This window comes from Arthrobacter sp. zg-Y750 (assembly GCF_020907365.1).
Classification (GTDB): domain Bacteria; phylum Actinomycetota; class Actinomycetes; order Actinomycetales; family Micrococcaceae; genus Arthrobacter_B.
Genome location: NZ_JAJJOC010000013.1, coordinates 24,493 through 49,904 on the forward strand (window position 1 = coordinate 24,493; position 25,412 = coordinate 49,904).

Here is a 25,412-nt window from a genome sequence, read left to right on the forward strand (position 1 = left end):
AACAAGAGGAAGGGCCGTCTGTGAGTTCGCAGGACCGAACCAGCAGCCGACGCGCCAGGATCTTAAAGATCTCAGCCGTAACGTCGGCCGGCGCGTTGTTTTTATCGGGGTGTTCATCGGAAGTCCAAAAGGGCTGGCTGCCTACGGACCGCGACACCACTAACCACACCGGCCGCATCATGGACCTTTGGGTCAACTCATGGATTGCTGCCCTGGCTGTAGGTATCCTCACCTGGGCATTGATCCTGTGGTGCATGGTCGCTTACCGCCGGCGCAAGAATGAGACCGGATACCCCCGCCAGCTCAGCTACAACCTGCCGCTGGAAATCTTCTACACGGCGGTTCCGCTGTTCATGGTTTTGGTGCTGTTCTACTTCACCAACCAGGACATCCAGGCGATCAACGAGCGCAGTGATGATCCCGACGTCGTCGTAGACGTCCGCGCCAAGCAGTGGTCCTGGGACTTCAACTACGTCAACGAAGACAAGTACTACCAGGGCACCCAGGTTAACCTGGACGGCCAGGAAGTCTCTGCCGACGAGTTCCCGACACTGGTACTGCCCGTCGACAAGACGATCGAACTGCAGCTGAACACCCGCGACGTCCAGCACTCCTTCTGGGTGCCTGCGTTCCTGCAGAAGATGGACATCTACCCGGGCCGCACCAACGTCATCACCTTGGAAACCGGCAAGACCGGAACCTTTGACGGCAAGTGCGCCGAGCTCTGCGGCGAGTACCACTCCGAAATGCTCTTCAACGTAGAGGTCCTCAGCGAAGACGACTACAACGACTACGTTGCCACCTTGCCCGACGGCCAGGTGACCGGCGAGTACGACCGCCAGTACAACTCAGAATCAAGCGAAGTTAGGAGGTAGGAGGACGCTATGACTACTCTCGAATACACTTCGGAAGATTCCGGCACCAGGGTTGCACCCCGCGTAGTACCCGTCTCCAAGGGACGAATCGTCGTCAACTGGATCACCTCCACTGACCACAAGACGATTGGGTACATGTACCTGATTGCCTCATTTATTTTCTTCTGCCTCGCAGGCGTGATGGCCCTGGTCATCCGTGCGGAGCTCTTTGAGCCGGGTATGCAGATCCTGCAGACCAAGGACCAGTACAACCAGCTGTTCACGATGCACGGCACCGTGATGCTCCTGATGTTCGCCACGCCGCTGTTCTCGGGCTTTGCGAACGTCATCATGCCCCTTCAGATCGGTGCCCCCGACGTCGCCTTCCCGCGGCTGAACGCACTGGCCTTCTGGTTCTTCCTGCTGGGCAGCAGCATCGCAGTGGCCGGGTTCATCACCCCGCAGGGTGCCGCATCCTTCGGCTGGTTCGCCTACACCCCGCTGTCGAGCACGACATTCTCTCCCGGCGTCGGCGGTGACCTCTGGGTCTTCGGCCTGGCACTGTCCGGTTTCGGCACCATCCTCGGTGCGGTCAACTTCATCACCACCATCATCTGCATGCGTGCCCCGGGCATGACCATGTGGCGCATGCCGATCTTCACCTGGAACACGCTGGTTACGGCCATCCTGGTCCTCATGGCCTTCCCGCCGCTGGCAGCAGCCCTGTTCGCCCTCGGTGCAGACCGCCGGTTCGGGGCGCACATCTTCGATCCGGAGCGCGGCGGTGCCATCCTGTGGCAGCACCTGTTCTGGTTCTTCGGACACCCCGAGGTGTACATCATCGCCCTGCCGTTCTTCGGCATCGTGTCGGAAATCTTCCCGGTCTTCAGCCGCAAGCCGATCTTCGGCTACAAGGGCCTGGTGTACGCAACCATCGCCATTGCTGCACTGTCGGTGACCGTCTGGGCGCACCACATGTATGTGACCGGCGCAGTTATGCTGCCGTTCTTCGCATTCATGACAATGCTGATTGCGGTGCCAACCGGCGTGAAGTTCTTCAACTGGATCGGCACCATGTGGCGGGGATCGATCACGTTCGAAACCCCCATGCTTTGGAGCATCGGCTTCCTGATCACCTTCCTCTTCGGCGGCCTGACCGGCATCATCCTGTCCTCCCCGCCGCTGGACTTCCACGTCTCGGACACCTACTTCGTAGTTGCCCACTTCCACTACGTGATCTTCGGCACCGTGGTATTCGCGATGTTCGCCGGCTTCTACTTCTGGTGGCCTAAGTTCACCGGAAAGATGCTCAACGAGCGTCTGGGCAAGATCCACTTCTGGCTCCTGTTCGTCGGCTTCCACGGCACCTTCCTCATCCAGCACTGGCTGGGCGTCATTGGTATGCCGCGCCGCTACGCCGACTACCTGGTGGAGGATAACTTCACGGCCATGAACCAGTTCTCCACCATTGCCTCCTTCGTCCTCGGCGCCTCGATGATCCCGTTCTTCTGGAACGTGTACATCACCTGGCGCCACGGCAAGAAGGTTGAAGTGGATGATCCCTGGGGCTTCGGCGGATCCCTCGAGTGGGCTACGTCCTGCCCGCCGCCGCGCCACAACTTCACCTCGCTGCCCCGCATCCGTTCGGAGCGTCCCGCCCTGGACCTGCACCACCCCGAACTGCAGCAGCACGTTACCGACGAATCAGCTGCGGCCAAGGTCTTCGGCCCCGGTGACCGGAAGGAAAAGGTCAAATGAAGGTAGAGACTAAACTCTTCAGCTACCTGACACCGTTCTTCCTGGTTGTCGGCGTGGTCTACGGCTACATGGTGGAGTGGACGGAACCCGTTGGTTACCTCGCCCTCTTCCTGACGGCAGCTATGTCGGGCATGATCGCCTTCTACATCGGCTTCACCGGCCGCCGCGTGGGTCCCCGCCCGGAGGATCGGCTGGACGCCGAAATCCATGAGGGATCCGGCGAACAGGGCTTCTTCAGCCCGTGGAGCTGGTGGCCGCTGCTGCTGGGTATCTCCGCTGCCATCGGATTCCTCGGTATGGCAGTTGGCTGGTGGATCCTGTTCATCGGTGCCGGCCTTGCCGTCATTGCACTGGTTGGCTGGGTCTTCGAATACAGCCGCGGAAACCACGCCCACTAGGGCAGGTTTGAACACGGCAGCTTAGACAAGCAGCATCTCAGGGAGGATCCGCAGGAAACTGCGGGTCCTCCCTTTTTGCGTGCCCCCGGTGTGTAGGGTGCGGATATGGCTTCCCGACTTATGCTGCTTGATACCGCCTCCCTGTACTTCCGTGCCTTCCACGGCATTCCGGACACCATCCGCCGGGCCGACGGAACCCCGGTGAATGCCGTGCGGGGACTGCTGGACATGATCGCCCGCCTGAGCACCGAGTATGGGCCGACCCACCTTGTGGCCTGCTGGGACAACAGCTGGCGCCCGGCGTGGCGGGTTGCCCTGCTGCCCGGGTACAAGGCCCAACGCGTGGCAGCCGCTTCCCCGGACGGGGACACTGAAACCGTGCCCGAGGGCCTGACCGCCCAGATTCCGATGATCCGGGAGATCCTTACAGTGGCAGGCATTGCCCTGGTGGGCGCCGATGACCACGAAGCCGACGACGTCATCGGCACCTACGCCCAGTCGGCAGGAATGCCGGTGGACGTGGTGACGGGCGACCGTGACTTGTTCCAGCTGGTCAGCGATGACCGGGAGGTACGGGTGCTCTATACGGCACGCGGGATGAAGAACCTCGAAGTTCTGACGGAGGCATCTGTGGTGGGCCGGTACCGGGTGCTGCCTGGCCAATACGCCGACTATGCGACGCTGCGCGGGGACGCTTCCGACGGGCTGCCCGGGGTGGCTGGGATCGGTGAAAAGACCGCGGCACAGCTGCTGGGGGAGTACGGAAGCCTGGACGGGCTGCTGGCGGCCGCGGCGGATCCGGGCAGCGGGCTGGCGGCACCGGTCCGCGCCAAGCTGGCCGCAGCGGGGGAGTACCTGCAGGCGGCACCGGCCGTGGTGCATGTGGTGCGCGACCTTCCCGTTCCGGCGCTGGAGGCCGCTGGGGCGCGCCTGCATGCCCCTGGTCCGCAGGCCCGCGCCGACCTGGAACGGCTCGGCTCCGGCTGGAACCTGGGTGGATCCCTCAACCGGTTCCTGCACGCGCTGGCGGCCTATCCTGCGGAGCAGGGCGGGGAGACCTCCCGGTATCCTTAGACGGCACGTGTTTTCCCAGCCGAAGGGGCGGAGTAGAAGAATGCGGAAAATTCTGGCCGGCCAGGGAGCTCCCCAGTGAGCAACCGCCGGCTTCTGCTGCTGACCGAATCCATCGATCCGGAAGCCGGCGTCGCCAAGCACATCCAGCTGCAGGCCATTCTCCGCCGGTTCGTGGAGGACCACGCCGGTGCGGGGGAGATCATCCCGTCCGAGCGGGAACTGGCGGAGCACTTCGCCGTCGCCCGTATGACCATCCGCCAGGCCGTAGACGCCCTCGTTGCCGACGGTGTCCTGGAACGCGTCGTGGGGCTGGGAACTTTCGTGGCACGCAAGAAGATGGACCTGCAGATCCAGCTAACCTCCTACTCCGAGGAAATGCACCGCCGCGGCATGGTTCCGGATGCCCATGTGCTCAGCTTCGAGCAGACCGGAGCGTCCCAGCTGGTGGCCCGTGAGCTGCAGATTGAACCCGGACAGCCGGTGGTGCGCTTCAGGCGCCAGCTGCTGGCCGACGGCGAACCCATGAGCGTGGACGAGAACTTCATTCCCGCCCACTACGTCCCGGGGATCCTCGAGGAGGAGGCTCCCACCTCGCTGTACAACATGCTGGGAGAACGGTACGGACTGGTGATGGAGTGGGGTGAGGACACCATCGAGGCCACTGCCGCATCGGCGTCCATTGCGCGGCTGCTGAATGTAGAACTGGGTGCACCGGTCCTGAAGATCCAGCGGCATGCCTATGTCTCCCGGGCGATGGTGGACTACTCCGTGTCCTACTACCGCGCAGACCGCTACAAGCTCTGGGTGCCGCTGCAGCGCCCCGGCGTACGCACCCCGCGCTCGTACCATCCCCGCCGCCTTCCGCGCGCCTAGGCCGCGGCACCACAATCCACAGCAGGAAGAGGAACACCGCAATGATAACCATCAGGATGTACAAGCGCGACGAAGCAGGAGTACTGCACTTTCGTGAAGCGCTCTACGAGGAGGACGAAGGGCAGCTAATGCTGACCTCCGGGCCCGTGGGCCACGAAGGCAAAGCCAAGGTTCAGGACGTGGCGCCAGAGGCAGCCGAGGGGCTCCTGCACGCCTTCGCAGTGGCCTCGGAAGAGGACGGCTATGCGGAACTGGATCCGGAGCAGCAGCACTGGGTCATCGCCCAGTACGCGCTGAAGTCCGCCACCGGTACTGAGCGGGACCGGTACCTTGAGCACAAGGCCACCCAGGCTATCTCCTCCTACTTCCTCTGGCGCGGGCTGGGGGAAGTGGACCACAGCGAGTTCGCGCCGCGGAAGCTGAACATCTACTGCCTGGTTCCGGATGTGAACAAAGCCGTGGCCGGACTGAAGGTTGTGCTGCGGGACCCGCTGCTGGACTTCACCAAGCTCACCATCGGTTCCGCGCCGGTGGCCGATCCCGATCAGCTGCGCCGCCGGTACCCGCTGCCCTCCAAAGAGCCGTTCACTCTGTCCTGATTACCAGCCTGAACATCGCAGAGATACAAGGAAGGCCCCGCCGGACATCCGGCGGGGCCTTCCTTTACGCTAAGCGCCTTGCGGCAGTTAGTGCTGTTCGATCGACTGCTGGTCGTCAGCCTTGGCTTCGACCTCGGCAGGCGACTCGTGGTGGTGCGCGTTTTCAAGCTCCGACGGCGTTACCGGGGCAACGCGGTCTTCGAAGAAGAAGCGCGAGAGCTTGGCCCGCCGCTTCTCCTTGCCGGAGACCTTGCCGTTGGCGCCCGGCTGGGCCGGCAGTGCCTTGTAGGACTCGAAGTCCACCAGGCGGTAGCGCTTGTACTCGTCCAGCGGCTCGTGGACCTCGATGTACTCGCCGTGCGGGAGACGGACAATGCGTCCGCTCTCCACGCCGTGGAGGACAATCTCGCGGTCCTTGCGCTGCAGCGCCAGGGCGATGCGGCGCGTGATGATGAACGCCAGGACCGGGCCAACGAAGAGCAGGACCCGCAGCCAGTAGGTCACGTCGTTCAGCGACACGTGGAAGTGCGTGGCGATGAGGTCGGAGCTGGCAGCTGCCCACATAACCGAGTAGAACGTGATGCCGGCGACGCCGACTGCCGTGCGGTACGGAGCGTTGCGCGGACGGTCGAGCAGGTTGTGCACCCGCTTGTCCTTGGTCAGCCACGCTTCGATCCAGGGCCAGGTGAACAGCAGTGTGAAGACCAGGCCTGCAGGCACCAGGGCCGGCAGCAGGACGTTCAGGGAGAGCGTGTTGTCGCCCCACGGGAACGGGATGACCCATTCGAAGGGGAACCCGCCGATGAAGCCGGGCATCAGGCGCAGGGCGCCGTCAACCCAACCGATGTACCAGTCAGGCTGGGTACCGGCGGACACGGGGGAGGGATCGTACGGGCCGTAGTTCCAGATCGGGTTGATCGTGAAGAAGCCCGCAATGATGGCGATGATGCCGAAGACGATGAAGAAGAATCCACCGGCCTTGGCAGCGTAGACCGGGCCCACCGGGTAACCGACAACATTGTTGTTGGTCCGGCCGGGTCCGCGGAACTGGGTGTGCTTGTGGATGACCACCATGAAGAGGTGGATCGCGATCATCAGCAGGATCAGGGCCGGCACCAGGAGGATATGCAGGACGTAAAGACGCCCGATGATATCCGTTCCCGGAAATTCGCCGCCGAACAGGAAGAAGCTGATGTAGGTGCCCACTACGGGAATCGACTTGATGACGCCGTCGATGATTCGCAGGCCGTTGCCGGAGAGCAGGTCATCGGGGAGGGAGTAGCCGGTGAAGCCGGCCGCGAGGGAGAGGATCAGCAGGACGCCGCCCACCACCCAGTTCAGTTCACGGGGCTTGCGGAACGCTCCGGTGAAGAACACGCGGAGCATGTGCACGGAGACGGCCGCTACGAAGAGCAGGGCCGACCAGTGGTGCACCTGGCGCATAAAGAGGCCGCCGCGGATATCGAAGGAGATATTCAGCGAGGACTCGTAGGCGACAGACATCTCCACGCCGTTGAGCGGAACGTAGCTGCCTTCGTAATGCGTTTCCGCCATGGACGGATCGAAGAAGAAGGTCAGGAACGTGCCGGTCAGCAGCAGGATGACGAAGCAGTACAGCGCAACTTCACCGAACATGAAGGACCAGTGGTCGGGGAAGACCTTGCGGCCGAACTCCTTGACCATGGCCGAGCCGCTGACCCGGGAGTCAACGAAGTTGGTGACGCGGCCAAGACGGGTCTTGGCTTCGTAAGGCGTAGCGGAGGGGACACTCACGGTTAACCACGCTCCCAGTAGCTCGGTCCGACAGGCTCTTTGAAGTCACTCTGAGCCTGCAGGTAGCCGTCTTTGTCGACCTTGATGGGCAGCTGCGGCAGTGCGTGGCCGGCCGGGCCGAAGATGACCTTGCATTCCTGCGTGACATCGAAGGTCGACTGGTGGCACGGGCACAGCAAATGGTGCGTCTGCTGCTCGTAGAGGGCCACGGGGCAGCCCACATGGGTGCAGATCTTGGAGTAGGCGACGATGCCGTCTACGGCCCAGTCCTCGCGCCCGGGGGAGGGGTTGAGGTCTTCCGGGTTAAGGCGCATGAGCAGGACTACTGCCTTGGCCTTCTCTTCGAGCTTGTGCTCTTCCAGTTCCGTCAGGCCTTCGGGGATGACGTGGAACGCCGAGCCCAGGGTGACGTCGGAAGCCTTGATCCGGGTACCGCTGGGGTCCCGGGTCAGGTAGGTGTTCTCGTCCCACATGGTGTGGCGCAGGGTATTGCCGGGCAGCGGGCCGAGGTCGCGGAAGACCGCGATCGCCGGCAGCGGTGCCAGGACCATGGCGCCGAGGAGCGTGTTGCGGATCAGGGGACGGCGCTTGATGCCCGTCTCCTCGATGATGTCGCCCACCATCTTCTCGGCAATAACGCGGTCCTCTTCGGGACGGATCTCGTGGCGTTCTTCCACGATTTCGTGGTCCGGCATCAGGGTCTTGGCCCAGTGGACAATACCTACGCCGATGCCCAGCATGGCGAATGCCGTGCCCAGACCCAGCAGGATGTTCTGCAGCCGCAGCGTGGCGATGCTGGCATCATCCAGGTGGATGCTGAAGTACCCCACGAAAAATACGATCGTGCCAATGGCCGAGATGACGAACAGGCTTGCGACCTGCCGTTCGGCCCGCTTTTCGGCGCGGGGATTTGTGTCGGCTAGACGAGGGCGGTGCGGGGGAAGTCCCGGATTCTGGAACTTCTCCTCTTCTCCCTGGCCAGCCGTAGCGACGGTGCCCGAGGTGTTCGGACTGCCGTGACTATGGTCGCCCATGATCCCCCTCATCCTTCTCTTGAAACTGCATTTATAGACCTATGTGTAACTGTGATGTCACCCGTGGGGGTGAGCGCGGCGGGTGGTTAGGAAGACCGGGAGGTCAACCAAATAGTGAAAGCGATGATGATTCCCAGACCTGCGGTCCAGATGAACAGGCCTTCGGAAACCGGTCCCAGCGAGCCGAGCTGCGCTCCGCCGGGAGAGCCGTTGGCCTCGATGTTCTTCAGGAACGTGATGATGTCCTGCTTGTCTTCGGGCGTGATGTTCGTGTCGTTGAAGACAGGCATGTTCTGCGGGCCGGTGACCATGGCCTCGTAGATGTGCTTCTCGCTGACGCCCTCCAGGGACGGAGCGAACTTGCCGCGGGTCAGCGCACCGCCGGCGGCGGCAGCGTTGTGGCACATGGCGCAGTTGACGCGGAACAGCTCGCCGCCGTTGGCGGCAGCCTCTTCGTCGCTGGTGTCCGGTTCCAGGTACTCGGAGTCCGGAACGGAGGGACCGGCGCCGATGCTGGAGACGTAGGCGGCGAGGTCTGCCGTCTGCTCTTCATTGAACTGGACGGGCTTCTGCTGGGCCTGCGGGCCCTGCATGGCCAGCGGCATGCGGCCGGTACCGACCTGGAAGTCAACCGACGCAGCGCCGACGCCCACCAGGGAGGGTCCGTTCTCGGATCCGGTGGCTTCGATGCCGTGGCACGTTGCGCAGTTGGCGACGAACAGCTTCTCGCCTTCGCTGACGTCATCGGCAGTGTAGGTGGTGGTCGCGGCCTGGGCCTGGTTGGCGCCGTTGGCGACGGCGTAGAGACCACCCGTAACGAGGAGTCCCAGCAGCAGCAGCGCTACTGCTGCGAGGGGATGACGCCGCCTTTGCGATAGTGCCTTCACTTCGTAGTTCCTAACTTATGTGGTCTTTGGGAAACAGGTGCCACTTTGAGGTATTTCTTGGGTGCGGTCCTCAAGCAGTGTTACTTGAGGAAGTAGATGATGACGAACAGGGCAATCCAGACCACATCAACGAAGTGCCAGTAGTACGAGGTGACGATCGCCGAGGTTGCTTCGAAGTGTCCGAAGCGCTTGGCGGCGTAGGCACGGCCGATGATGAAGAGGAACGCGATCAGGCCGCCGGTCACGTGCAGGCCGTGGAAACCGGTGGTCAGGTAGAACGCGGAACCGTAAGAGTTCGACGAGAGGGATACGCCTTCAGAAACCAGCGTCGCGTATTCGAAAGCCTGTACGGAGACGAAGATCGCTCCAAGTACGAAGGTCAGCAGGAACCACTCGGTCATGCCCCAGCGGGAAAGCTTCAGAAGCCCTCCGGTGCGGCGTGCCTGGAGTCGTTCTGCAGCGAAAACGCCGAACTGGCAGGTGAAGGAACTGGAAACAAGGATCACCGTGTTAACGAAAGCGAACGGGACGTTCAGCTTCTCCGTCTCCATGGCCCACAGTTCGCTCGAGGTGGAGCGAAGCGTGAAGTACATGGCGAACAGGGCGGCAAAGAACATCAGTTCACTGGAGAGCCACACCACGGTTCCTACGGAAACCATATTGGGGCGGTTCAGCGTGGGGTGAGCCGGGGTACTGGGGGCATGGGTCGCTGTTGTCACATAGACATTATGGCGGTAAAACCGCCTACTTCTCCAACAGATCAGGGCCAACGGCGCGTCCCCGGCGCGCACTGAAGCCCCGGATCCCTGTATTGGCGCGGAATCGGAGCTTCAGAAAGAAATCAGCAATTTCTACGAATCGTAGATAACCTAGGGGGTGTGACTACGAATCCGAGTTCGACATACACCTGGCCGGGCCTGATTACGGCGCTGATCGAGGGCAGGCACCTCACTACCGCGCAGACCCGCTGGGCGATGTCCGCGATCATGGCCGGCAACGCCACCGACTCCCAGATTGCGGGGTTCCTGGTGGCACTGCGCGCCAAGGGAGAGACGGTTGACGAACTCACCGGGCTGGTCGAGGCCATGCTGGCAAGCGCCCGGCCCATCGATATCCCGGGGGAGACCCTGGACATTGTCGGTACCGGCGGTGACCGCCATAACACTGTGAACATTTCCTCCATGGCGGCGCTGGTGTGCGCAGGGGCGGGCGCCAAGGTGGTCAAGCACGGCAACCGGGCGGCCTCGTCGGCGTCCGGTTCCGCCGACGTCATTGAGGCGCTGGGAGTCCGCCTTGACCTTCCCGTTGACCGGGTGGCGCGGGCCGCCGTGGAAGCAGGCATCACGTTCTGCTTTGCGCAGGTCTTCCATCCGTCCATGCGCTTTGCCGCCGTACCGCGGCGTGAGATGGGCGTGGCCACCGCCTTCAATTTCATGGGTCCGCTGACCAATCCGTCCCGCCCCAGCGCCTCCGCGATCGGCGTGGCCGATGCACGGCTGGCACCCCTGATGGCCGGAGTATTGGCCCGGCGCGGCGTGCGCGCCCTGGTGTTCCGCGGCCAGGACGGTCTGGACGAGATGACCACCACGGGTATCTCGACCGTCTGGGAGGTCCGTAACGGGGCCGTGGAGGAGTCAGTGGTGGATCCCCTGGATCTCGGGATCAGCCGGGCCACGCTGGAGGACCTGCGGGGCGGTGACGCTGCGTCCAATGCAGCGGTGGTCCGCAGTGTGCTCGCCGGAGACAAGGGGCCGGTGCGCGACGCGGTGGTGCTGAACGCTGCAGCTGCCCTGGTGGCACTGGATGAAGACGCAGACGGCCCGCTGCTGCACCGGCTGGCCCGCGGGCTGGAACGCGCCTGCGCCTCAATTGACAGCGGCGCGGCCCAAACCGCGCTGGACCGCTGGGTGGCGGTAACGCAGTAGGGCCGCGCCGTGGTTCGGCGGGCGTGGGACAAGCGGGGGACCGGCGGGGAACAGGCCCGGATATTAGCTGTCGAAGCCCAGTGAGAACGCGGCGTCGAGGTCGTGTTTGGAGTAGGCCCGGAACGCGATCTGCGTGGTGGTTCCGATCACCCCGTCCACCTTGGACAGCCGGTTGGCAATGGCGTCGGCGAGGTCCTCGTGCCGCTGCACACGGGCAATGGCAATAAGGTCGCATTCGCCGGTGACGGAGTAGACCTCGCTGATGCCTTCGATCTCCGAGATTTCCTCGGCGCATTCCGGGATCCGGGCCGAGTCGGTCTGGATGAGTACAAAAGCTGTGATCATGGCGGGGGCCTTTCCTGCGGCGGTGTGCGGGCGCGCGGTGCGCCCGCGGGTCGTAACCTCGAGCCTAGTGGATCCGCCGGGAACGCACGCGGGCACCGGCGCGCCAGAGGAGCCGCTGGCCCAGCAGGAACACTGCCAGCACAGCGAGGGTAACCAGCATGAAGCTGGTGGCCGTACCGCCGCCGGTTAGTGCCCGGATGCCCAGGCCTGCAACTACCGTAACCAGCCAGATGACGACGCCGGAGGGCCACAGTGCGACCGGTCGGCGCCAGGCGCGCGCAGCAGCCCATCCGAGCAGGCACGCGGCAGCAAAGGGCAGGGCCGTGCCGAGGATGCCGGCAAGCGCCAGCCCGTGCTCATGGCTGCGCCGGCCCAGGGCGGCGAACACAACAATCAGGACCAGGTCCGCCGCGAGGACCAAGGGCCAGGACCGGATGGTCTTTTCAGTGGAAGTACCAGCGGAATTTGCGGCGGCAGCGTTTCCGCCGGACGTATGCGGTGCGGTATTGCTCATGCGGTGCCCTCCTGGGCGGCGGTGGCGCGGTTTTCGCGGACGTACGGGCCAAGGAGTTCGCGGACCCGGCCCTCGACGATTTCCCGGCCGGTGCCCGATTCCAGCAGCCGGGTGGAGGAATGGACTATGGCGTTTATCAGTTCGGCGGTCACATGAGGATCCCGGACGCCGAGCATGGTCAGGGTTTCCACCAGCGGGGTCAGCAGCTGGCGGTGCATCATGGCGCTTTGGTTGTTCAGTTCCTCGCCCGGTGCGACGGCGGCAAGGGCGTTGCCCACGGCATGTTCACCTTCGGCCACGAGGGCGATGTTGGTCAGGACATAGGCCATGATCCGGTCCGCCGGGTCCGGCTCAGCGTCCATGGCTTCCCTCACCCGCCGGGTCCAGCGCGGAAAAACGTCCTGGACCAGTGCGTGCAGGAGGTCCTGGCGGGACTTGTAGTACTGGTAGGCGCTGGGCCGGGCGAGGCCCGCCAGCGCGGCCACTTCGGCCATGCTGGGGGCCTCGCCGGTGCGGGCCAGGAGGGTGCGCGCCGCATCCAGCAGCGCCCGCTGCTGTGCCGCCCGGTGTTCGGCCACCGTGGGGGCAGAGATTCGGGGCACCTGGCCCTCCTGTTCGTGCTGGTTTAGCTTGAGAGACGCCCGTCCACCATTTCGACTACGCGGTCGCAATGGTGCAGGACGTCGTGATCGTGCGTCACCATAACTGTAGCAACGCCGCGCTCATGGGTTTCCCGGGCCAGCAGGGCCACCACGTCCTGGCTCCGGGCCCGGTCCAGGGCTGCGGTGGGTTCGTCCACCAGCAGCAGGGACGGCCGGTTGACCAGTGAGCGGGCAATGCCCACGCGCTGGCGTTCCCCGCCGGAGAGCTGGTCCGGCCGGCTCTTGGCCTTGTGTTCCATGCCCACCCCGGCCAGCAGTTCCATCGGGTCCAGGCCGTCGCTGCTGCCGGCCAGTTTCTGCATCAGCTTCAGCTGTTCGACGGAGTTCAGTGCGGGAATCAGGTTTCCCGACTGGAACACAAAGCCGATTTCGCGCAGGCGGAACCTGGCGCGGGCGGCCTTGCCGAGGGTTGCGAGGTCCACGCCGTTCACCTGCACGGTGCCCGTGTCAGGCGCGGTGAGGGCGCCGGCTACCGCTAGGAGGCTGGATTTGCCAGCCCCGGACGGTCCGACGACGGCGACCATTTCCCCGGGCCGGACGGCCAGCGAAACATTGTCCAGGGCCTGGACTGTGCTGCCGCCGTCGCCCAGCGCCAGGTTCGCGGAGGTGATCAGCAGGCCGCCGGTTCGGGTGCCGGAGTTTTGCTGCTGTGTGGTTGCGGTGCTCATCGTTGTCCTCCAAGGGCAGCCAGGGGATCTACGCGGGAAATGCGGACAATGGCCAGGGCGGCGCCGGCCAGGCCCAGCACGATGGTCAGGACCGTGGCCAGCACGATGGGTGCGGGTTCCAGTGCGAACGGCATGGCGGTCCCGCTCAGCCCGGCGCCCATGGCGAGGCCGGCAAGGATGCCGACAACCGTGGAGACCACCAAGATGATGGTTGCCTGCAGCAGGCCGTCACGGAGCAGGTACCCGGTGGAGGCGCCTACGGCGCGCAGGACTGCGAGTTCGTGTTTGCGCTGGATGGTCCAGACCGTGAAGAAAGCACCAACGACCAGGGCGCAGATGGCGTAGAGGAACACCTGGATCATCTGCAGGGTCATGGTTTCGGCGGAGTAGCCGGGGGAAGCATTGAAGGATTCGGACAGGGTGGACGTGACTGTTCCGGCGGCGTCGTCTCCTGCCGCAAAGTCGATGTCCGCACCGTCGGCTGCCTTCAGGGCAACCGTGCTGGCAGTGTCGAATTTCACGCCGTCCATTTGTGCCTTGGCGGGGGCTCCGGGAACACTCTGGCCGCTGGCCAGGTACTGCCAGGTATCCAGCGGAAGGTAAGCGAGGTCAACGTGGCCGAACGTCGCCTGGCTGTCCGTGTAGCCGACCACGGTCAGTTCGACGCCGATGCGTTCGAGGGTCACCACGTCACCAATGTTCAGGCCGGCATCTGCCGCGGTGGAGGAGACCACGATTTCATCCGGTGCGGACAGGCCACGGCCTTCGCCGACCTGCGGGGCCAGGAACGAGTCGGGTTCAATGCCGAACAGGGCCAGATCCACCTGGGTGCCGTTTCCGGTGGTGCCGTTCATCATGGCAGTGCCCATCAGGGCCGCCTCATCCACGCCGGGCTGTTCGGCCCACACTGCAGCCTGGTGTTCGTCCACCACGCTGCGGGAGAAGGCATTGTCGGTCTTGGTGCCCTCGTTGAAGGCAAACGCAGTTGCCGGCATGGATTTCAGGCCGGAGACGCCGTCGTTGACGAGACCGGAGGACAAGCCGGACAGCAGGACCATTAGCACGGCGATGAGGGCGACGACGCCGCCCATCAGTCCGAATCTGGCCCGGGCGAAACGCAGTTCACGCAACGCTAAAAACATCGGTACCCCTTGAGTGGTATTTTCTGGGCATGATGCCGACGGGCTGTTGGCATCATGCCAACATCATGTCAGAAAAGTACCGGGGGACGCGAATGCTGCCGTTAAACACCTCCGGCGCCGGGGGATACCCGGCGCCGGAGGTGTTTGCCGCAGCGGTGCGGCAGGGGACGGACTAGGACCAGATGTCGTCGCCGCGCAGCGTCGCGTCGGCGCCGCCGTCGGTGTAGATGGTCTGGCCGGTGGTGTGGGTGTTCTCCTCGGACGTCAGCCAGATGAGCAGCCGGGCAATGACCTCGGGCTCGGAGTGGCCGTTCAGCGGCATGGGGACGTTTTCGTCCACCATGGCACGGCGTTCGGGCGTGGCCAGGAGCTCGCGGGTCATGGCGGACAGGACGGTGCCGGGGGCCACGGCGTTCAGCGGGATGCCGGCACCGGCAAATGCCGGGGTGATGCTTTCGCGGCGGACCCAGCGGCTGAGTGCGCGCTTGCTGGACGGGTAGTTAAGGTAGCCGGTCTGGGGGCCCTTGTCTGCGAGCTCCTTGCCGATCCGCAGCGCTTCCTCCTCGCTGCCGGCCAGCAGCGCCTCAACCAGCTCGGGGGAGTTGGGCTGCAGGCTCGCCATGGAGCTGACGACGGCGGCACGCGGGGCGCTGCTCTTGGCCAGGACGGGTGCCAGTGCGGTGAGGAAGTCGGTAACACCGAAGAAGTTCACGGCCACGGTGATGGGGGCGGGGGCAGAGATGCCTGCGCAGGCGATCACGGCGTCGACAGTGCCGCCGGAAAGGTCAAGGACCTTGGCTACGGCAGCGGAACGGCCCTCGGGGGTGCTGAGATCGCCTTCAACGTCGGCGTTGCGGAGGTCAACGCCAATGACCTTGTTGCCGGCCTCCTTCAGCAGGTTGGCGGTGGCTGCTCCGATGCCGGAAGCGGATCCTGTAACGATGTAGGTTCTAGTCATGTTTACAGTGTAAACCCGGACTCACCCGGTGCTGCCCACGCGTTCAGCGCAGCAGCTCCTGCCAGTCCGGAGGCACCCGGCTGGCCGGCCCGGGAACCGACTGGTTGAACGGGTGGTGCTCCGGCGGGGCCAGCTCGGGGCCGGCGAAAACAGAGGAATCGGCGTAGTTCCAGAACCAGTCCTCGCCCGGCTCATAGCTGCGGATGATCTGGTGCCCGGTCTGCTGCTCGTGCGCGGTGGCGTGCTGGCCCGGCGAATTGTCGCAGCAGCCGATGTGCCCGCATTCGGTGCAGCGGCGCAGGTGGTACCACCAGCCCTGCTGCTGCGTGCATTCCACGCAGCCCGGGCCGCTGGGCGGAACCGAAACGTTGATCCCGGGGATTGGCTCCATGGCGGATCTCCTTACAACGGGTAGCTGTTCTTGCCTACCCTCCACGGTAGCCATCCCGCCTTCCCGCCGACAGGCCCCGGAAGCAGCCGCCGGTCAGCCGAGCCAGACCGTGGTGTCCGGCGGCAGCAGACCGCCCTCGAGCGGCGCGCTGGTGTGCAGCACCGTGCCGGCGGGCAGGGCCACGGCCGCGGTACCGAAGTTGGTGATGCTCTGCCAGCCGCCGGGCCGGGTGAAGTGCAGGACGGAGGCAGCGCTGGGTACCCACGCAAGTTCCTCGGCACCCTGCCGCTTGCCGCGCAGTTCCAGGGCCCGCCGGTAGAAGTTCAGCGTGGAATCCGTATCGGCGTCCTGCAGCGACACGGCCGCGGGACCAAACCATTCCGGCTGGGGCAGGTGGGGTGCACCGGTGCCGAAGCCGAAGGACGGCTCCTCCGGGGTCCAGGGCAGCGGCACCCGGCAGCCGTCCCGGCCCTTTTCCACCCCGGCGTTGCGGAAGAAGGCGGGATCCTGGCGGTCGGCGTCGGGGATGGCAGCTACCTCGTGCAGGCCCAGTTCTTCGCCCTGGTACAAATAGGCGGAGCCGGGCAGGGCCAGCATCAGGAGGGTGGCCGCGCGGGCCCGGCGCAGTCCCGCGGCCCGGTCCAACTGCTCTTCCGGTCCGCCGGCCAGGACCCATGCCTTGCCGTCCTGGCCCTTGGCGCTGTCCGCCGGCGTTGCCGGCAATCCGTAGCGCGTGGCATGCCGCACGACGTCGTGGTTGGACAGGACCCAGGTGGACGACGCGCCGGTTTCCGCCGCCTGGACCAGATTGTCGGTGATGACGGTGCGGAAGCGGGCGGCGTCGAAATCCGCCTGCAGCAGGTCGAAGTTGAATGCCTGGCCCAGCCCCTCGGGGCTGGCGTAGCGGCCGCGGCGGGATGCATGGACCCAGGCTTCGGCCACCGCAGTGCGCGGCGGAGTGTATTCATTGAACAGGGCGCGCCACTCGGTGTAGATGTCATGGACCTCGTTCCGGTCCCAGAACGCATGCGCGCCGTCGGTTCCGTCGCCCTCGGCAGCGAGCAGTGCGCTGGAGGGCAGCGGTTCGCTCAGGTCCTTCGCCAGGGCATGCGCCACGTCAATCCGGAAGCCGTCCACTCCGCGGTCGGACCAGAAACGTAGGGTGGCCAGGAATTCATCCTTTACCGCACGGTTGTCCCAGTTGAAGTCCGGCTGCTCCGGAGCGAAGAGGTGCAGGTACCACTGCCCGTCCGGCACCTGCTCCCAGGCGCTGCCGCCGAACACGGACTGCCAGTCCGAGGGCGGCTGGGCGCCGTCGGGCCCGGTGCCGTCGCGGAAGATATACCGTTCCCGGGCCGCGGAACCCCGGGGCGAGTCCAGCGCTTCGCGGAACCAGGCATGCCGGTTGGAGGAATGATTGGGGACAATGTCCACAATCAGCTTGATTCCGGCACCGTGCAGGGCAGCGGCCATGTCGTCGAAGTGCGCCAAGGTGCCCAGGCGCGGGTCGACATCACGGTAGTCGTCGACGTCGTAACCTCCGTCGGCGAGCGCCGAGGGGTAAAAGGGACTGAGCCATACGGCGTCCACGCCGAGGGCCGAAAGGTAGGGCACCTTGGCGGTTACGCCCTGCAGGTCGCCCAGCCCGTCACCGTTGGAGTCCGAGAAGCTGCGCGGATACACCTGGTAAACCGCAGCCTGCCGCCACCAGTCCGGATCCGTCAGGGGATCGGCGTTGGATGGGAAGGGCTGCGGGTTTGAGGTCAAGGTGATCCTTTGGCAGAGACTGTGGATTTGCAGAGACTGTGGATTTGGAGAGACGGTGAATATGGACAGACGGTGAAAGGGCAATGCGGGAAACGCGTGTGGTTGGACTCTACTCCTGCCCCCGGAGCAGCAGGAGCCGGCGTTCATGCCGGTTCTCCGCCAGTTCCGCGGCGGCGCGGAATTCGGCCCTGGCCTCCTCGACCCTGCCCAGCCGGGAGAGCAGCTCGCCGCGCACGCTGGGCAGCAGATGGGATCCCCGCAGGGCCCCCCGGGCGTCCAGACGCTCCACAATGGCCAGGGCCGGCTCGGGCCCCGACGCCATGGACACTGCTACGGCACGGTTGAGTTCGACGACGTCGCCGGGGCTGATGCGGCCCAGCGCCTCATAGAGGTCCACGATGGCCGGCCAGTCCGTCTCGTCGGCACGCCCGGCGGTGGCATGGCATTGCGCGATGGCTGCCTGCAGTGCGTAGCTCCCGCGGGACCGTCCGGCCGCTGCTGCCAGGGCGTCCGCGCGGGCCAGCGACGCGCGGCCCCGCTCAATCTGCGCCCGGTCCCACCTGGTGCGGTCCTGGTCCGGCAGCAGGACCGGCTCACCGCCGGCCCCGGTGCGGGCGGCGAAGCGGGAGGCTTGGAACTCCATCAGCGCCACCAGGGCGTGGACCTCCGGGACCCGGGGCACCAGGCCGGCCAGGATCCGTCCGATCCGCAGTGCCTCGTTAGCCAGGTCCGGCCGGATCCAGGTCTCACCGGCCGTTGCCGCATACCCCTCCGTGAACATCAGGTAGACAACATGCATCACACCCCGCAGCCGCGGACCCCACTCATTGGGTTCCGGGACTTCGAACGGGACCCGGGCGGCGGCCAGGCTCTTCCGGGCACGGAGGATCCGCTGCTGCATGGTGGCCACGGGTACCAGGAACAGCCGGGCGATTTCCTCCGTGCGCAGTGATCCCACCACCCGCAGGGTCAGCGCTACCTGGGCCTGAGGCGCAAGCACGGGATGGCAGGCGGTAAACAGCAGCCGGAGCACATCGTCGGGGAGCGGATCCCAGTCAACGGCGGCTTCATCTTCCCGGGCGCGGGCCAACTGCCCGTAACGGTTGCCGAGCTGGTCCTCCCGCCGCCAGTGGTCGATGGCGCGCCGCCGGGCCGCCGTCGTAATCCAGGCGCCGGGGTTCCGCGGAATGCCGCGTGTGCCCCACTGTTCCAGTGCCTGGGCAACCGCTTCCTGGGCCGCGTCCTCGGCCAGGCCCACGTCCCCGGTGGCACGCGCCAGGGCAGCAACAATCCGGGCACCTTCGATGCGCCACAGCGCGTCTAGGCGGCGCCGGATTGCCGCTGCCTGCCCGGGACCGGCTGCTACCGGTGCTCCGTGCGCAGCTTCTCCTCGTCCCTGCGCCATCCTTCTTCCTTCCGGATGTACTCGTTGTCGGCGAAATCCGAGAAGTCCGCAGCCTCCGTTACCCGCCGCACTTCCAGCTTCGATCCCGGTCCAAGCGGGCAGCGGCTGGCCCATTCCGCCGCTTCTTCGCGGGAGGCGGCGGAGATGATCCAGAACCCGTTGAACAGCTCATGGGTTTCCCCGTAGGGGCCGTCTGTGATCAGCGGCGGATCCTCGGAAAAGTCCACAACAAAGCCGCTGCCGGTGGAAATCTCGGCCAGGCCTTCGCCGGCCAGCAATACCCCTGCGTTGATCATTGACTCGTTATAGGCGCCCATCCGGTTAATGACTTCCTCGAAGGGGACATCCTTGTAGGCCTGCACGCCCGCGTCGGTGGACCGCATAATGAGCATGTACTTCATGGTGGACTCCTTCTTCTATGCGTTGCCGTTCCTGCAACTGTGAGGACGCGGTGTTGCGTCTTCTACTATGGCGTCGAACGAGCGGCGGAGATATCGACAGCCGCGGAAAAAATTTGTTCTGCAGTACCGCAGCGTTCGGTTCCGAAACCAAGGACGTGAGGATATGGACGAGCTTCCTGGCGATGCCGGCGCGGACCGGGCGATTAAGGCACGGCTTAGGGCCATCTGGTCGCTGGGGAACTACGCGGCCGTTGCCGCCGAAACCATTTCTCCCCTGGGGCCCGTCCTCGTCCGGGCCGCCGGCATCCGGGGCAGCGACCGGGTCCTGGACATTGCGGCGGGGACCGGGAATGCGGCAATCCCGGCAGCTGAGACGGGAGCTGATGTCACCGCTTCGGACCTGACGCCTGAGCTGCTGAATTCCGGTAAGCGCCTGGCGCTGGCCCGGTCCGTCCGGCTGACCTGGTCCATGGCGGACGCCGAGCATCTCCCGTATGCCGATGCCTCCTACGACGCGGTGATCTCCTGTGCAGGCGTGATGTTCGCCCCGCATCATCGCCTGGCTGCCGCCGAACTCGTCCGCGTGTGCCGGCCGGGAGGACGGATCGGGCTGATTAACTGGACTCCGGAAGGATTCGTCGGCAGCATGTTCGCCGCTTTGAAGCCCTACTCGCCGGCGCCGCCGCCGGGAACGCAGTCACCGCAATTGTGGGGAAACCGGGAGCACGTAGAGTCCCTATTGGAGGGGCAGGTACGGGAGTTCCGCGCCGAACGCCGCACCGTGCTTATTGACCGGTTCGCCACGCCGGAGGACTTCCTGAGGTTCCTTAAGGCGAACTACGGACCAATTATCGCGGTGTACGAATTCCTTGCGCACAATCCGGACCGGGCGGGCGCACTGGATGAAGAACTGCTGGCCCTCGTGAAGCGGTACAGCGCCCAGGCCGGCGGGATGGCCATGGACTGGGAATATCTGCTGGTGACCGCCACGCGGTCCTGACACCGGCCGCCCGGGGGAGAGGACTCAGGCAGGGGCCGCGGCCACGCCTTCGCCGGCGGGCAGCGGCAGGCGCATGAGGACCTCGTCACGGAAGTCGTCTGCGGCCAGCCGCAGGGCCCGGGGCCGGCGGCCGTACTCGACCCAGCCCAGGCCCGAATAAAAGGACTCCAGCCCCATGCCGCCGCGGACCTCGAGGATCAGTTCGTCCAGCCGCAGTTCCTCACGGGCATATCGGGCGGCTTCCTGCATCAGTGCGGAGCCAATGCCCCGGCCACGTGCCGCCAGCGCGCTCTGTACCCGGGTTACGCGGGCCCAGTGGCTGGTCAGGGTGCCCGGGTTAACGGTGAGGACCAACCACCCGGCCAGCACGCCGTGTTCTTGCGCAATCAGCAGCCGGGAGCCTTCGGGTGCGAGGGCGGCAACGAGCGCTGCCAGCGCCGGCTCGACGTCGCCGGTATCCACCGGCAGCAGCGGGAAGCCGACGGCGCCGCCTGCGTTGCTGACGTCCGTCCAGCAGTGCAGCAGCTGGCGGCGCATGGCAGGGGAAAGGCTGCCGGGGGAGTCGAGCCAGGAAAAGGCCACCGTCATTCGCCGGCCCCTGCGGCCCATCCCGGGTGCTCGAGTGAGATGCGGGAATCGCCTGCCAATACGCCCAGGTCCCGTTCGAGCTGCCCTAGTTCGGGTGCGCCGATCCGATTCGCCCATGCAGCACGGAGGCCGTCAAATACTGCTTCGCCTTCCCTGAGCATCCGGTGGCCCAGGGGAGTGACGGTTAGGCGCTTGCGCCGGGCATCCTGTTCATCCGTGCGGCGTTCAGCGTAACCGCGTTCCAGCAGCACCGCGATGGTCTTGGCGGCCGCCTGCTTCGTCACCGCCGTCGCGCGCCCGAGTTCAGAGGCGGTGTCGGCTCCGGCGTCAATGGCGCGCAAGGCAAAATCATGCACCGGCCGGATGTCGGCATAGCCGCGGGCCGCCAGCTCGGCGGTCGCGTCCTCCACCAGCTGCCGGTAGGCAGCGAGCAGCAGCAAAGCAAGGTCCGCACCGGTCCGATTCACGAAAACAGCATACGCGGACTATGGATTAGACAACCCGATTGTCTTACGATGGTGGACAACTCGGTTGTCTATTGGAGGACGCGCCATGAACATGAGTCCAGCCGCCACCATCCCCGGCGCCCGCCATGCCACCGCCCAGGCCGGCGAAATTGGCCTCCATTACGTCTCCGCCGGCCGGGAAGGATCACCGGTCCTGCTGCTGCACGGTTTCCCGGAAAGCTGGTGGGCGTTCCGCACATTGATCCCCGTGCTGGCCCGCAGCCACCGGGTGTTTGCCGTGGACCTGCCGGGCTTCGGGGATTCCGCTGCAGTTCCGGACACGGGCCTCGACAGCAGAGCCGTGGCGGAAACACTCCATGAATTCCTGCGTGCCCTGGGCGTCGGGCCGGTACATCTACTGGCGCAGGACATCAGCGGGGGAGCGGCGTTCCGTCTTGCCGCCGTACACCCCGAGGCAGTGGCAAGTTTTACGGCGGTGGAGGCCGGGCTGGCCGGGTTTGGACTCGAAGCCCTGGCCGATGTCGCCCATGGCGGTTCCTGGCATATCGGCATGCTTGCCGCCCCCGGAATACCGGACTTGCTGCTGACCGGCAGGGAAGTGGACCTGCTGGCCGCCTGGGCCTATCCGTCCATGACGGCAGTGGAAGGCGCCGTGACCAGCACGGATATTGCTGAGTTTGCCCGCACGTACTCCCGTCCGGGCGGCTGGAACGGCGCCGCGGGCCTCTACCGCTCCATGCTTTCGGAAGGGGCGGAAATCAAGGCCCTGGCGGCGTCGCGGCCCCTTGCGATGCCGGTGCTGGCCGTGGGTGCCGGCGGCGGGCCGTTCACCGAACAGACCTTCGCACCGCTGGCCACCGGATCTTTCACGGCTGTGCAGCTGGATGGCGTTGGGCACTATGCGGCCCAGGAGGCTCCCGAGGCCCTGGGGGCGGCGCTGCTGGAGTTCCTCTCCGGCGTGGACGGCTAGCCGGACCCCGGGCCGGCGACCGAAACTTCTGCGGACGGCAGGGCCTGCTGCAGGCAGTCGGCAATCCGCCCGGCATCGTCTGCGGTTGCGTCAGCAGTCAGGGTCACACCCATGTGCGAAGCTGGATAGTCCGCGGACACAAACGCCTCCTCAACGTGCGGATCTTCAAGGCACTGCTCATAGGCGCCGGGCCCGGGATCGATGACGCTCACGGACCACCGGCTGGGCCTTCCGCCGGTGCCCTCGGATTCGGCGCCGTCGGATCCAGCGCCGTCGGATCCGGAAGCGCCCGCGCCGCAGCCGGCCAGGGACACTACGAGAGTGCTGACGGCTGCGGCAACGGGAAACCAGCGATGCGCGCCCATGATGCCTCCCTTGAACGCCGGGTGTTTGCCGGAAGCCTACATGCTGCGGCTGCCCCCGGAGATGACGGCTTCGGGCGGGTCCGGGGGACCCCCTTCCAAACGCTAGTTGACATAATGTAGATTATCGGCACTTTGCGGTACGCGTCGGAAGTGGCCAGAAGCACTAATATCGCTTTTCCGGGTTATATGCCGATTCGGTACTCAAATCAGCACAAATCCCCCGGTTTTGGACGTTTCTGCCTCCCGGAGACCTTTGGGATTGTTTTTTGCAGCGGACGACTCGTTTTGCGCTGCTGTGCGGGCCTGCAGCATGCCGGGCCGGTTTTCTCCGGCCTGTTGGCTTACCCGGGCGGCCGGGCCAAAATCCGCTGACCTGGTTGGACAATTTCCGGTCCCCGGACGTTTCCCGTACAGGTTCATGGTGAGTTGACATAACTCCCCCGCAGGCCCGCCGCCGCGGTTCATCAAGTTGACATAACCGTTGCGTGCAGCGCTGGGCCGTGCCATTCCCCTGTGCCCGTCCCCCGTGCCCGTCCCCCGTGCCCGTCCCCCGTGCCCGTTCCCGTGCTGCACTGCGCGCCCGGGGTCCCCGGATTACCCGGGTACCGGCGGTCCTGCCGAAGGAACTACCGCCGGCACTACGGGAGAACGGGACGTTGGTCACTTTCGCCGCCTATTTCGTCAACGAACGGCCGCCACGCCTGTACGGTTTGGTGCAGCGACTTTCGTTGCCCTATATGATCTACGCTTCAACCCCCCCAAATCAGGAGATAAGCACAACAAAATGGCTACCGATTACGATGCCCCGCGCGTCAAGGAAGAAGACCAGCACACAGACTCCCTGGAGGGTCTGAAAGCTCAGCAGCGCGGCGGAGCGATGACGGCTGTCATCGATGTCGAAGAGTCAGACGCCATTGATGGTTTTGACCTTCCCGGCGCAGACCTGTCCGGCGAGGAACTGCTCATCAAGGTAGTTCCCCCGCAGGCAGACGAGTTCACCTGCATGTCCTGCTTCCTCGTACGCCACCGTTCGCAGATTGCCCGCGAAAAGAACGGCGAGGCTTACTGCGTGGACTGCGAAGGCTAACTCCTGCCCCGCAGCACAGCCGGGTTCCGCCGTTGAGGCGGGACCCGGCTTTTTGTTTGGCTCTCCCCCGCCGGCGCATACAATCCACGGGTGACCTCCTCCCTCCATGCCGCCCTCCCGCCGTCGTCCCGGGCGCTGTCATCCGCAGGACAGGACCTGGCGGACCCGGACGCATGACCGGAACAGGCGCCGCCCTGCCCGGGATCCACCCGCTGCCGCATCAGTCCCCCGGTCCCTCCACGTCCTGAACCACCTCGTTGCGGCGCAGGAACCAGGGCCGGTAGGGCGGGTCGAACCGCGCAAAACGCGGATTTCCCAGCAGGCTGAACCCCTCTGCCCCGACGGCGGCCTGCAAGGCGGCCAAATGGGCTTGGTAGTTGGCTTCATTCCAGCGTCCGGAGAAGGCGGCCGCCGCCCCCGTTTGTCCCGGTACCGCCACAATGCTCACAGCGGGATCCTCCGGCACCGGGGCGGTGAGGGCGGTCAGGTCCCCAGGGAGGACAAAAGCCACCGTAAAGGCTCCCGCGATGGGGCTCGGCTCCAGGAGCACCGGGGCTGTCATCGCCAGGTTTTCGCTGAACTGCACTTCGCCCGGCGGATAGGGGTCCAGTCCCGCCCGGGAGGAGTTCCGGCCGCTGATGTACCGGTACAGGTAGCGGAAACCGGTGTTGCCGGCCCCCTCGAATCCCGCGTTCACAGTGACCTGGGCCAGCACGTGCGCCGGATAGTGGCGCAACTCGAATCCTGGATACCGTCCCAGCACGGTGTAGGGCTGCTGCTCAGTCATGATGGCCCAGACGCTACTCTTCGGCGCGGCGCACCAACAGTGTAGCGGCCATTAGGATGAATCCGTGCCCACCGAATCCTCCGCCCTGCTGCGTGACCTGGTCCTTCCGATGCTGGAGCAGGAGCTTGTACCGATTGTCCAACTGGGCCACCCCGCCCTGCGCCGTGCGGCGCTGCCCTTTGACGGTGAGCTGGACGCCGAGGAGCTGGAAGCGCTGATCGCGCTGATGCGGCGGGTGATGCATGCTGCGCCAGGTGTGGGCCTGGCCGCGCCCCAGTTGGGCATCCCGTTGCAGATCGCGGTACTGGAAGACACCTACGACGTCGGCGCCGAAGCTGCAGCGGTACGCGACCGCCAGCCGTTGCCGTTCTTCACCATCATCAATCCCCGCTACGAAGCCGACGGCGAGGACAGCGCCGAATTCTTCGAGGGCTGCTTGTCCTTCGAGGGGTACCAGGGCGTGGTGCGCCGGCATGCGTCCGTGGTGCTGGACTACACCGACCCGCAGTCCCGCCAGCACATGGAACGGTTCAGCGGCTGGCAGGCGCGGATTGTCCAGCACGAGACGGACCATCTCTACGGGACGGTGTACGTGGACAAGGTGCTCACCCGCTCGTTGTGCAGCAACACCGAATACGCCCGGCGCTGGGCCTCGCCGGACATCGACGAGGCCCAGCGGGTCCTGGGCTTCTGACCCGGCCCCGATGCGGGTTCCCTGCT

The 25,412-nt window shown here is 65.3% G+C and carries 29 protein-coding genes; 11 read left to right on the forward strand and 18 right to left on the reverse strand.

The window, feature by feature from the left end:
• Positions 1-20 precede the first annotated feature (20 nt).
• The 6 genes from ctaC (at position 21) to LOC57_RS07990 (ending at position 5,556) form a co-directional block, all read left to right on the forward strand.
• The gene (ctaC, locus tag LOC57_RS07965) at positions 21-875 is read left to right on the forward strand and encodes an aa3-type cytochrome oxidase subunit II (RefSeq protein ID WP_227911431.1); all 855 of its coding nucleotides are present in this window, start codon (positions 21-23) and stop codon (positions 873-875) included.
• Positions 876-884: 9 nt separating this feature from the next.
• Entirely contained in the window at positions 885-2,612 is a 1,728-nt protein-coding gene (ctaD, locus tag LOC57_RS07970) for an aa3-type cytochrome oxidase subunit I (protein ID WP_227911430.1), read from the forward strand.
• Positions 2,609-3,010, forward strand: a complete 402-nt coding sequence (locus LOC57_RS07975) for a cytochrome c oxidase subunit 4 (protein WP_227911429.1) — start codon at positions 2,609-2,611, stop codon at positions 3,008-3,010. The genes ctaD and LOC57_RS07975 overlap by 4 nt, the downstream gene beginning before the upstream one ends.
• A 105-nt stretch (positions 3,011-3,115) precedes the next feature.
• Positions 3,116-4,084: a 5'-3' exonuclease gene (locus LOC57_RS07980; RefSeq protein WP_229959047.1), complete on the forward strand. Its 969-nt coding sequence runs from the start codon at positions 3,116-3,118 to the stop codon at positions 4,082-4,084.
• Between the two features lie 141 nt (positions 4,085-4,225).
• Positions 4,226-4,957: a GntR family transcriptional regulator gene (locus LOC57_RS07985; RefSeq protein WP_442860133.1), complete on the forward strand. Its 732-nt coding sequence runs from the start codon at positions 4,226-4,228 to the stop codon at positions 4,955-4,957.
• A 41-nt stretch (positions 4,958-4,998) separates the two neighbouring features.
• Positions 4,999-5,556, forward strand: coding sequence for a hypothetical protein (locus LOC57_RS07990; RefSeq protein WP_227911427.1), 558 nt, complete (start codon positions 4,999-5,001; stop codon positions 5,554-5,556).
• Between the two features lie 87 nt (positions 5,557-5,643).
• Here the strand turns inward: LOC57_RS07990 and qcrB are convergent, their stop codons facing one another.
• The 4 genes from qcrB to ctaE all read right to left on the reverse strand — a co-directional run bounded on the left by qcrB (position 5,644) and on the right by ctaE (position 9,969).
• Positions 5,644-7,329 carry a cytochrome bc1 complex cytochrome b subunit gene (gene qcrB, locus LOC57_RS07995; RefSeq protein WP_227911426.1) on the reverse strand — a complete coding sequence of 562 codons (1,686 nt, stop codon included), beginning with the start codon at positions 7,327-7,329 and terminating at the stop codon, positions 5,644-5,646.
• A 2-nt stretch (positions 7,330-7,331) separates the two neighbouring features.
• Complete coding sequence (gene qcrA, locus LOC57_RS08000) at positions 7,332-8,363, reverse strand: cytochrome bc1 complex Rieske iron-sulfur subunit (RefSeq protein WP_227911425.1); 1,032 nt, start codon at positions 8,361-8,363, stop codon at positions 7,332-7,334.
• An 86-nt stretch (positions 8,364-8,449) separates the two neighbouring features.
• Positions 8,450-9,250: a cytochrome bc1 complex diheme cytochrome c subunit gene (qcrC, locus tag LOC57_RS08005; protein ID WP_227911424.1), complete on the reverse strand. Its 801-nt coding sequence runs from the start codon at positions 9,248-9,250 to the stop codon at positions 8,450-8,452.
• An 80-nt stretch (positions 9,251-9,330) separates the two neighbouring features.
• Entirely contained in the window at positions 9,331-9,969 is a 639-nt protein-coding gene (gene ctaE, locus LOC57_RS08010; protein ID WP_227911423.1) for an aa3-type cytochrome oxidase subunit III, read from the reverse strand.
• Positions 9,970-10,128: 159 nt separating this feature from the next.
• Here ctaE and trpD point away from each other — a divergent pair, with 159 nt between their 5' ends.
• Positions 10,129-11,175 (forward strand): anthranilate phosphoribosyltransferase, encoded by a 1,047-nt coding sequence (trpD, locus tag LOC57_RS08015; protein WP_229959049.1) that lies wholly within the window; start codon positions 10,129-10,131, stop codon positions 11,173-11,175.
• 63 nt (positions 11,176-11,238) lie between these two features.
• Here the strand turns inward: trpD and LOC57_RS08020 are convergent, their stop codons facing one another.
• The 10 genes from LOC57_RS08020 to LOC57_RS08065 form a co-directional block, all read right to left on the reverse strand.
• A complete protein-coding gene (locus LOC57_RS08020) occupies positions 11,239-11,520 on the reverse strand; it encodes an Lrp/AsnC family transcriptional regulator (protein ID WP_227911421.1) in 282 nt (93 codons plus the stop codon).
• Positions 11,521-11,584: 64 nt separating this feature from the next.
• Positions 11,585-12,034, reverse strand: a complete 450-nt coding sequence (locus tag LOC57_RS08025) for a DUF3054 domain-containing protein (RefSeq protein ID WP_227911420.1) — start codon at positions 12,032-12,034, stop codon at positions 11,585-11,587.
• Entirely contained in the window at positions 12,031-12,636 is a 606-nt protein-coding gene (locus LOC57_RS08030) for a TetR/AcrR family transcriptional regulator (protein ID WP_227911419.1), read from the reverse strand. The genes LOC57_RS08025 and LOC57_RS08030 overlap by 4 nt, the downstream gene beginning before the upstream one ends.
• A gap of 23 nt (positions 12,637-12,659) precedes the next feature.
• The gene (locus LOC57_RS08035; RefSeq protein WP_227911418.1) at positions 12,660-13,364 is read right to left on the reverse strand and encodes an ABC transporter ATP-binding protein; all 705 of its coding nucleotides are present in this window, start codon (positions 13,362-13,364) and stop codon (positions 12,660-12,662) included.
• Positions 13,361-14,506 carry an ABC transporter permease gene (locus LOC57_RS08040; protein ID WP_227911417.1) on the reverse strand — a complete coding sequence of 382 codons (1,146 nt, stop codon included), beginning with the start codon at positions 14,504-14,506 and terminating at the stop codon, positions 13,361-13,363. The genes LOC57_RS08035 and LOC57_RS08040 overlap by 4 nt, the downstream gene beginning before the upstream one ends.
• Positions 14,507-14,678: 172 nt before the next feature.
• The gene (locus LOC57_RS08045; protein WP_227926265.1) at positions 14,679-15,464 is read right to left on the reverse strand and encodes an SDR family oxidoreductase; all 786 of its coding nucleotides are present in this window, start codon (positions 15,462-15,464) and stop codon (positions 14,679-14,681) included.
• Positions 15,465-15,507: 43 nt separating this feature from the next.
• Positions 15,508-15,855 carry a UBP-type zinc finger domain-containing protein gene (locus tag LOC57_RS08050; protein ID WP_227911415.1) on the reverse strand — a complete coding sequence of 116 codons (348 nt, stop codon included), beginning with the start codon at positions 15,853-15,855 and terminating at the stop codon, positions 15,508-15,510.
• Between the two features lie 93 nt (positions 15,856-15,948).
• Entirely contained in the window at positions 15,949-17,622 is a 1,674-nt protein-coding gene (locus LOC57_RS08055; protein ID WP_229959051.1) for a glycoside hydrolase family 13 protein, read from the reverse strand.
• A gap of 109 nt (positions 17,623-17,731) precedes the next feature.
• Positions 17,732-19,027 carry an RNA polymerase sigma factor gene (locus LOC57_RS08060; protein WP_229959053.1) on the reverse strand — a complete coding sequence of 432 codons (1,296 nt, stop codon included), beginning with the start codon at positions 19,025-19,027 and terminating at the stop codon, positions 17,732-17,734.
• Entirely contained in the window at positions 18,985-19,428 is a 444-nt protein-coding gene (locus LOC57_RS08065) for a YciI family protein (RefSeq protein WP_229959055.1), read from the reverse strand. The genes LOC57_RS08060 and LOC57_RS08065 overlap by 43 nt, the downstream gene beginning before the upstream one ends.
• Before the next feature lie 163 nt (positions 19,429-19,591).
• Between LOC57_RS08065 and LOC57_RS08070 the strand changes: the two genes are divergently transcribed.
• A complete protein-coding gene (locus tag LOC57_RS08070; RefSeq protein ID WP_229959057.1) occupies positions 19,592-20,428 on the forward strand; it encodes a class I SAM-dependent methyltransferase in 837 nt (278 codons plus the stop codon).
• 24 nt (positions 20,429-20,452) lie between these two features.
• Here LOC57_RS08070 and LOC57_RS08075 read toward each other — a convergent pair whose 3' ends face one another.
• Both LOC57_RS08075 and LOC57_RS08080 read right to left on the reverse strand, forming a co-directional pair.
• Complete coding sequence (locus tag LOC57_RS08075; protein ID WP_229959059.1) at positions 20,453-21,016, reverse strand: GNAT family N-acetyltransferase; 564 nt, start codon at positions 21,014-21,016, stop codon at positions 20,453-20,455.
• On the reverse strand, positions 21,013-21,483 hold the full coding sequence (locus LOC57_RS08080) for a MarR family winged helix-turn-helix transcriptional regulator (RefSeq protein WP_229959061.1): 471 nt from the start codon (positions 21,481-21,483) through the stop codon (positions 21,013-21,015). Before LOC57_RS08080 ends, LOC57_RS08075 begins: the two co-directional genes overlap by 4 nt.
• An 85-nt stretch (positions 21,484-21,568) precedes the next feature.
• Here LOC57_RS08080 and LOC57_RS08085 point away from each other — a divergent pair, with 85 nt between their 5' ends.
• Complete coding sequence (locus LOC57_RS08085; protein WP_229959063.1) at positions 21,569-22,453, forward strand: alpha/beta fold hydrolase; 885 nt, start codon at positions 21,569-21,571, stop codon at positions 22,451-22,453.
• On the opposite strand, the gene LOC57_RS08090 is transcribed toward LOC57_RS08085, so the two are convergent.
• The gene (locus LOC57_RS08090) at positions 22,450-22,818 is read right to left on the reverse strand and encodes a hypothetical protein (protein WP_229959065.1); all 369 of its coding nucleotides are present in this window, start codon (positions 22,816-22,818) and stop codon (positions 22,450-22,452) included. The two genes, LOC57_RS08085 and LOC57_RS08090, sit on opposite strands and share 4 nt — an antisense overlap.
• Positions 22,819-23,602: 784 nt before the next feature.
• Between LOC57_RS08090 and LOC57_RS08095 the strand changes: the two genes are divergently transcribed.
• Complete coding sequence (locus tag LOC57_RS08095) at positions 23,603-23,905, forward strand: DUF4193 domain-containing protein (protein WP_227911407.1); 303 nt, start codon at positions 23,603-23,605, stop codon at positions 23,903-23,905.
• Between the two features lie 220 nt (positions 23,906-24,125).
• Here the strand turns inward: LOC57_RS08095 and LOC57_RS08100 are convergent, their stop codons facing one another.
• A complete protein-coding gene (locus LOC57_RS08100) occupies positions 24,126-24,692 on the reverse strand; it encodes an SOUL family heme-binding protein (RefSeq protein WP_227911406.1) in 567 nt (188 codons plus the stop codon).
• A 109-nt stretch (positions 24,693-24,801) separates the two neighbouring features.
• On the opposite strand from LOC57_RS08100, the gene LOC57_RS08105 reads away from it, so the two are divergent.
• Positions 24,802-25,386: a peptide deformylase gene (locus LOC57_RS08105; protein ID WP_229959557.1), complete on the forward strand. Its 585-nt coding sequence runs from the start codon at positions 24,802-24,804 to the stop codon at positions 25,384-25,386.
• The last annotated feature ends 26 nt before the right edge of the window (positions 25,387-25,412 follow it).

Bases quoted from the DNA above. Each gene is read 5' to 3' on its own strand.
- ctaD (WP_227911430.1), top strand. From the start codon at position 885: ATGACTACTCTCGAATACACTTCGGAAGATTCCGGCACCAGGGTTGCA.
- LOC57_RS07975 (WP_227911429.1), top strand. From the start codon at position 2,609: ATGAAGGTAGAGACTAAACTCTTCAGCTACCTGACACCGTTCTTCCTG.
- LOC57_RS07980 (WP_229959047.1), top strand. From the start codon at position 3,116: ATGGCTTCCCGACTTATGCTGCTTGATACCGCCTCCCTGTACTTCCGT.
- LOC57_RS07990 (WP_227911427.1), top strand. From the start codon at position 4,999: ATGATAACCATCAGGATGTACAAGCGCGACGAAGCAGGAGTACTGCAC.
- qcrA (WP_227911425.1), bottom strand. From the start codon at position 8,363: ATGGGCGACCATAGTCACGGCAGTCCGAACACCTCGGGCACCGTCGCT.
- LOC57_RS08020 (WP_227911421.1), bottom strand. From the start codon at position 11,520: ATGATCACAGCTTTTGTACTCATCCAGACCGACTCGGCCCGGATCCCG.
- LOC57_RS08025 (WP_227911420.1), bottom strand. From the start codon at position 12,034: ATGAGCAATACCGCACCGCATACGTCCGGCGGAAACGCTGCCGCCGCA.
- LOC57_RS08035 (WP_227911418.1), bottom strand. From the start codon at position 13,364: ATGAGCACCGCAACCACACAGCAGCAAAACTCCGGCACCCGAACCGGC.
- LOC57_RS08040 (WP_227911417.1), bottom strand. From the start codon at position 14,506: ATGTTTTTAGCGTTGCGTGAACTGCGTTTCGCCCGGGCCAGATTCGGA.
- LOC57_RS08045 (WP_227926265.1), bottom strand. From the start codon at position 15,464: ATGACTAGAACCTACATCGTTACAGGATCCGCTTCCGGCATCGGAGCA.
- LOC57_RS08050 (WP_227911415.1), bottom strand. From the start codon at position 15,855: ATGGAGCCAATCCCCGGGATCAACGTTTCGGTTCCGCCCAGCGGCCCG.
- LOC57_RS08060 (WP_229959053.1), bottom strand. From the start codon at position 19,027: ATGGCGCAGGGACGAGGAGAAGCTGCGCACGGAGCACCGGTAGCAGCC.
- LOC57_RS08065 (WP_229959055.1), bottom strand. From the start codon at position 19,428: ATGAAGTACATGCTCATTATGCGGTCCACCGACGCGGGCGTGCAGGCC.
- LOC57_RS08070 (WP_229959057.1), top strand. From the start codon at position 19,592: ATGGACGAGCTTCCTGGCGATGCCGGCGCGGACCGGGCGATTAAGGCA.
- LOC57_RS08075 (WP_229959059.1), bottom strand. From the start codon at position 21,016: ATGACGGTGGCCTTTTCCTGGCTCGACTCCCCCGGCAGCCTTTCCCCT.
- LOC57_RS08085 (WP_229959063.1), top strand. From the start codon at position 21,569: ATGAACATGAGTCCAGCCGCCACCATCCCCGGCGCCCGCCATGCCACC.
- LOC57_RS08090 (WP_229959065.1), bottom strand. From the start codon at position 22,818: ATGGGCGCGCATCGCTGGTTTCCCGTTGCCGCAGCCGTCAGCACTCTC.
- LOC57_RS08095 (WP_227911407.1), top strand. From the start codon at position 23,603: ATGGCTACCGATTACGATGCCCCGCGCGTCAAGGAAGAAGACCAGCAC.
- LOC57_RS08100 (WP_227911406.1), bottom strand. From the start codon at position 24,692: ATGACTGAGCAGCAGCCCTACACCGTGCTGGGACGGTATCCAGGATTC.
- LOC57_RS08105 (WP_229959557.1), top strand. From the start codon at position 24,802: ATGCTGGAGCAGGAGCTTGTACCGATTGTCCAACTGGGCCACCCCGCC.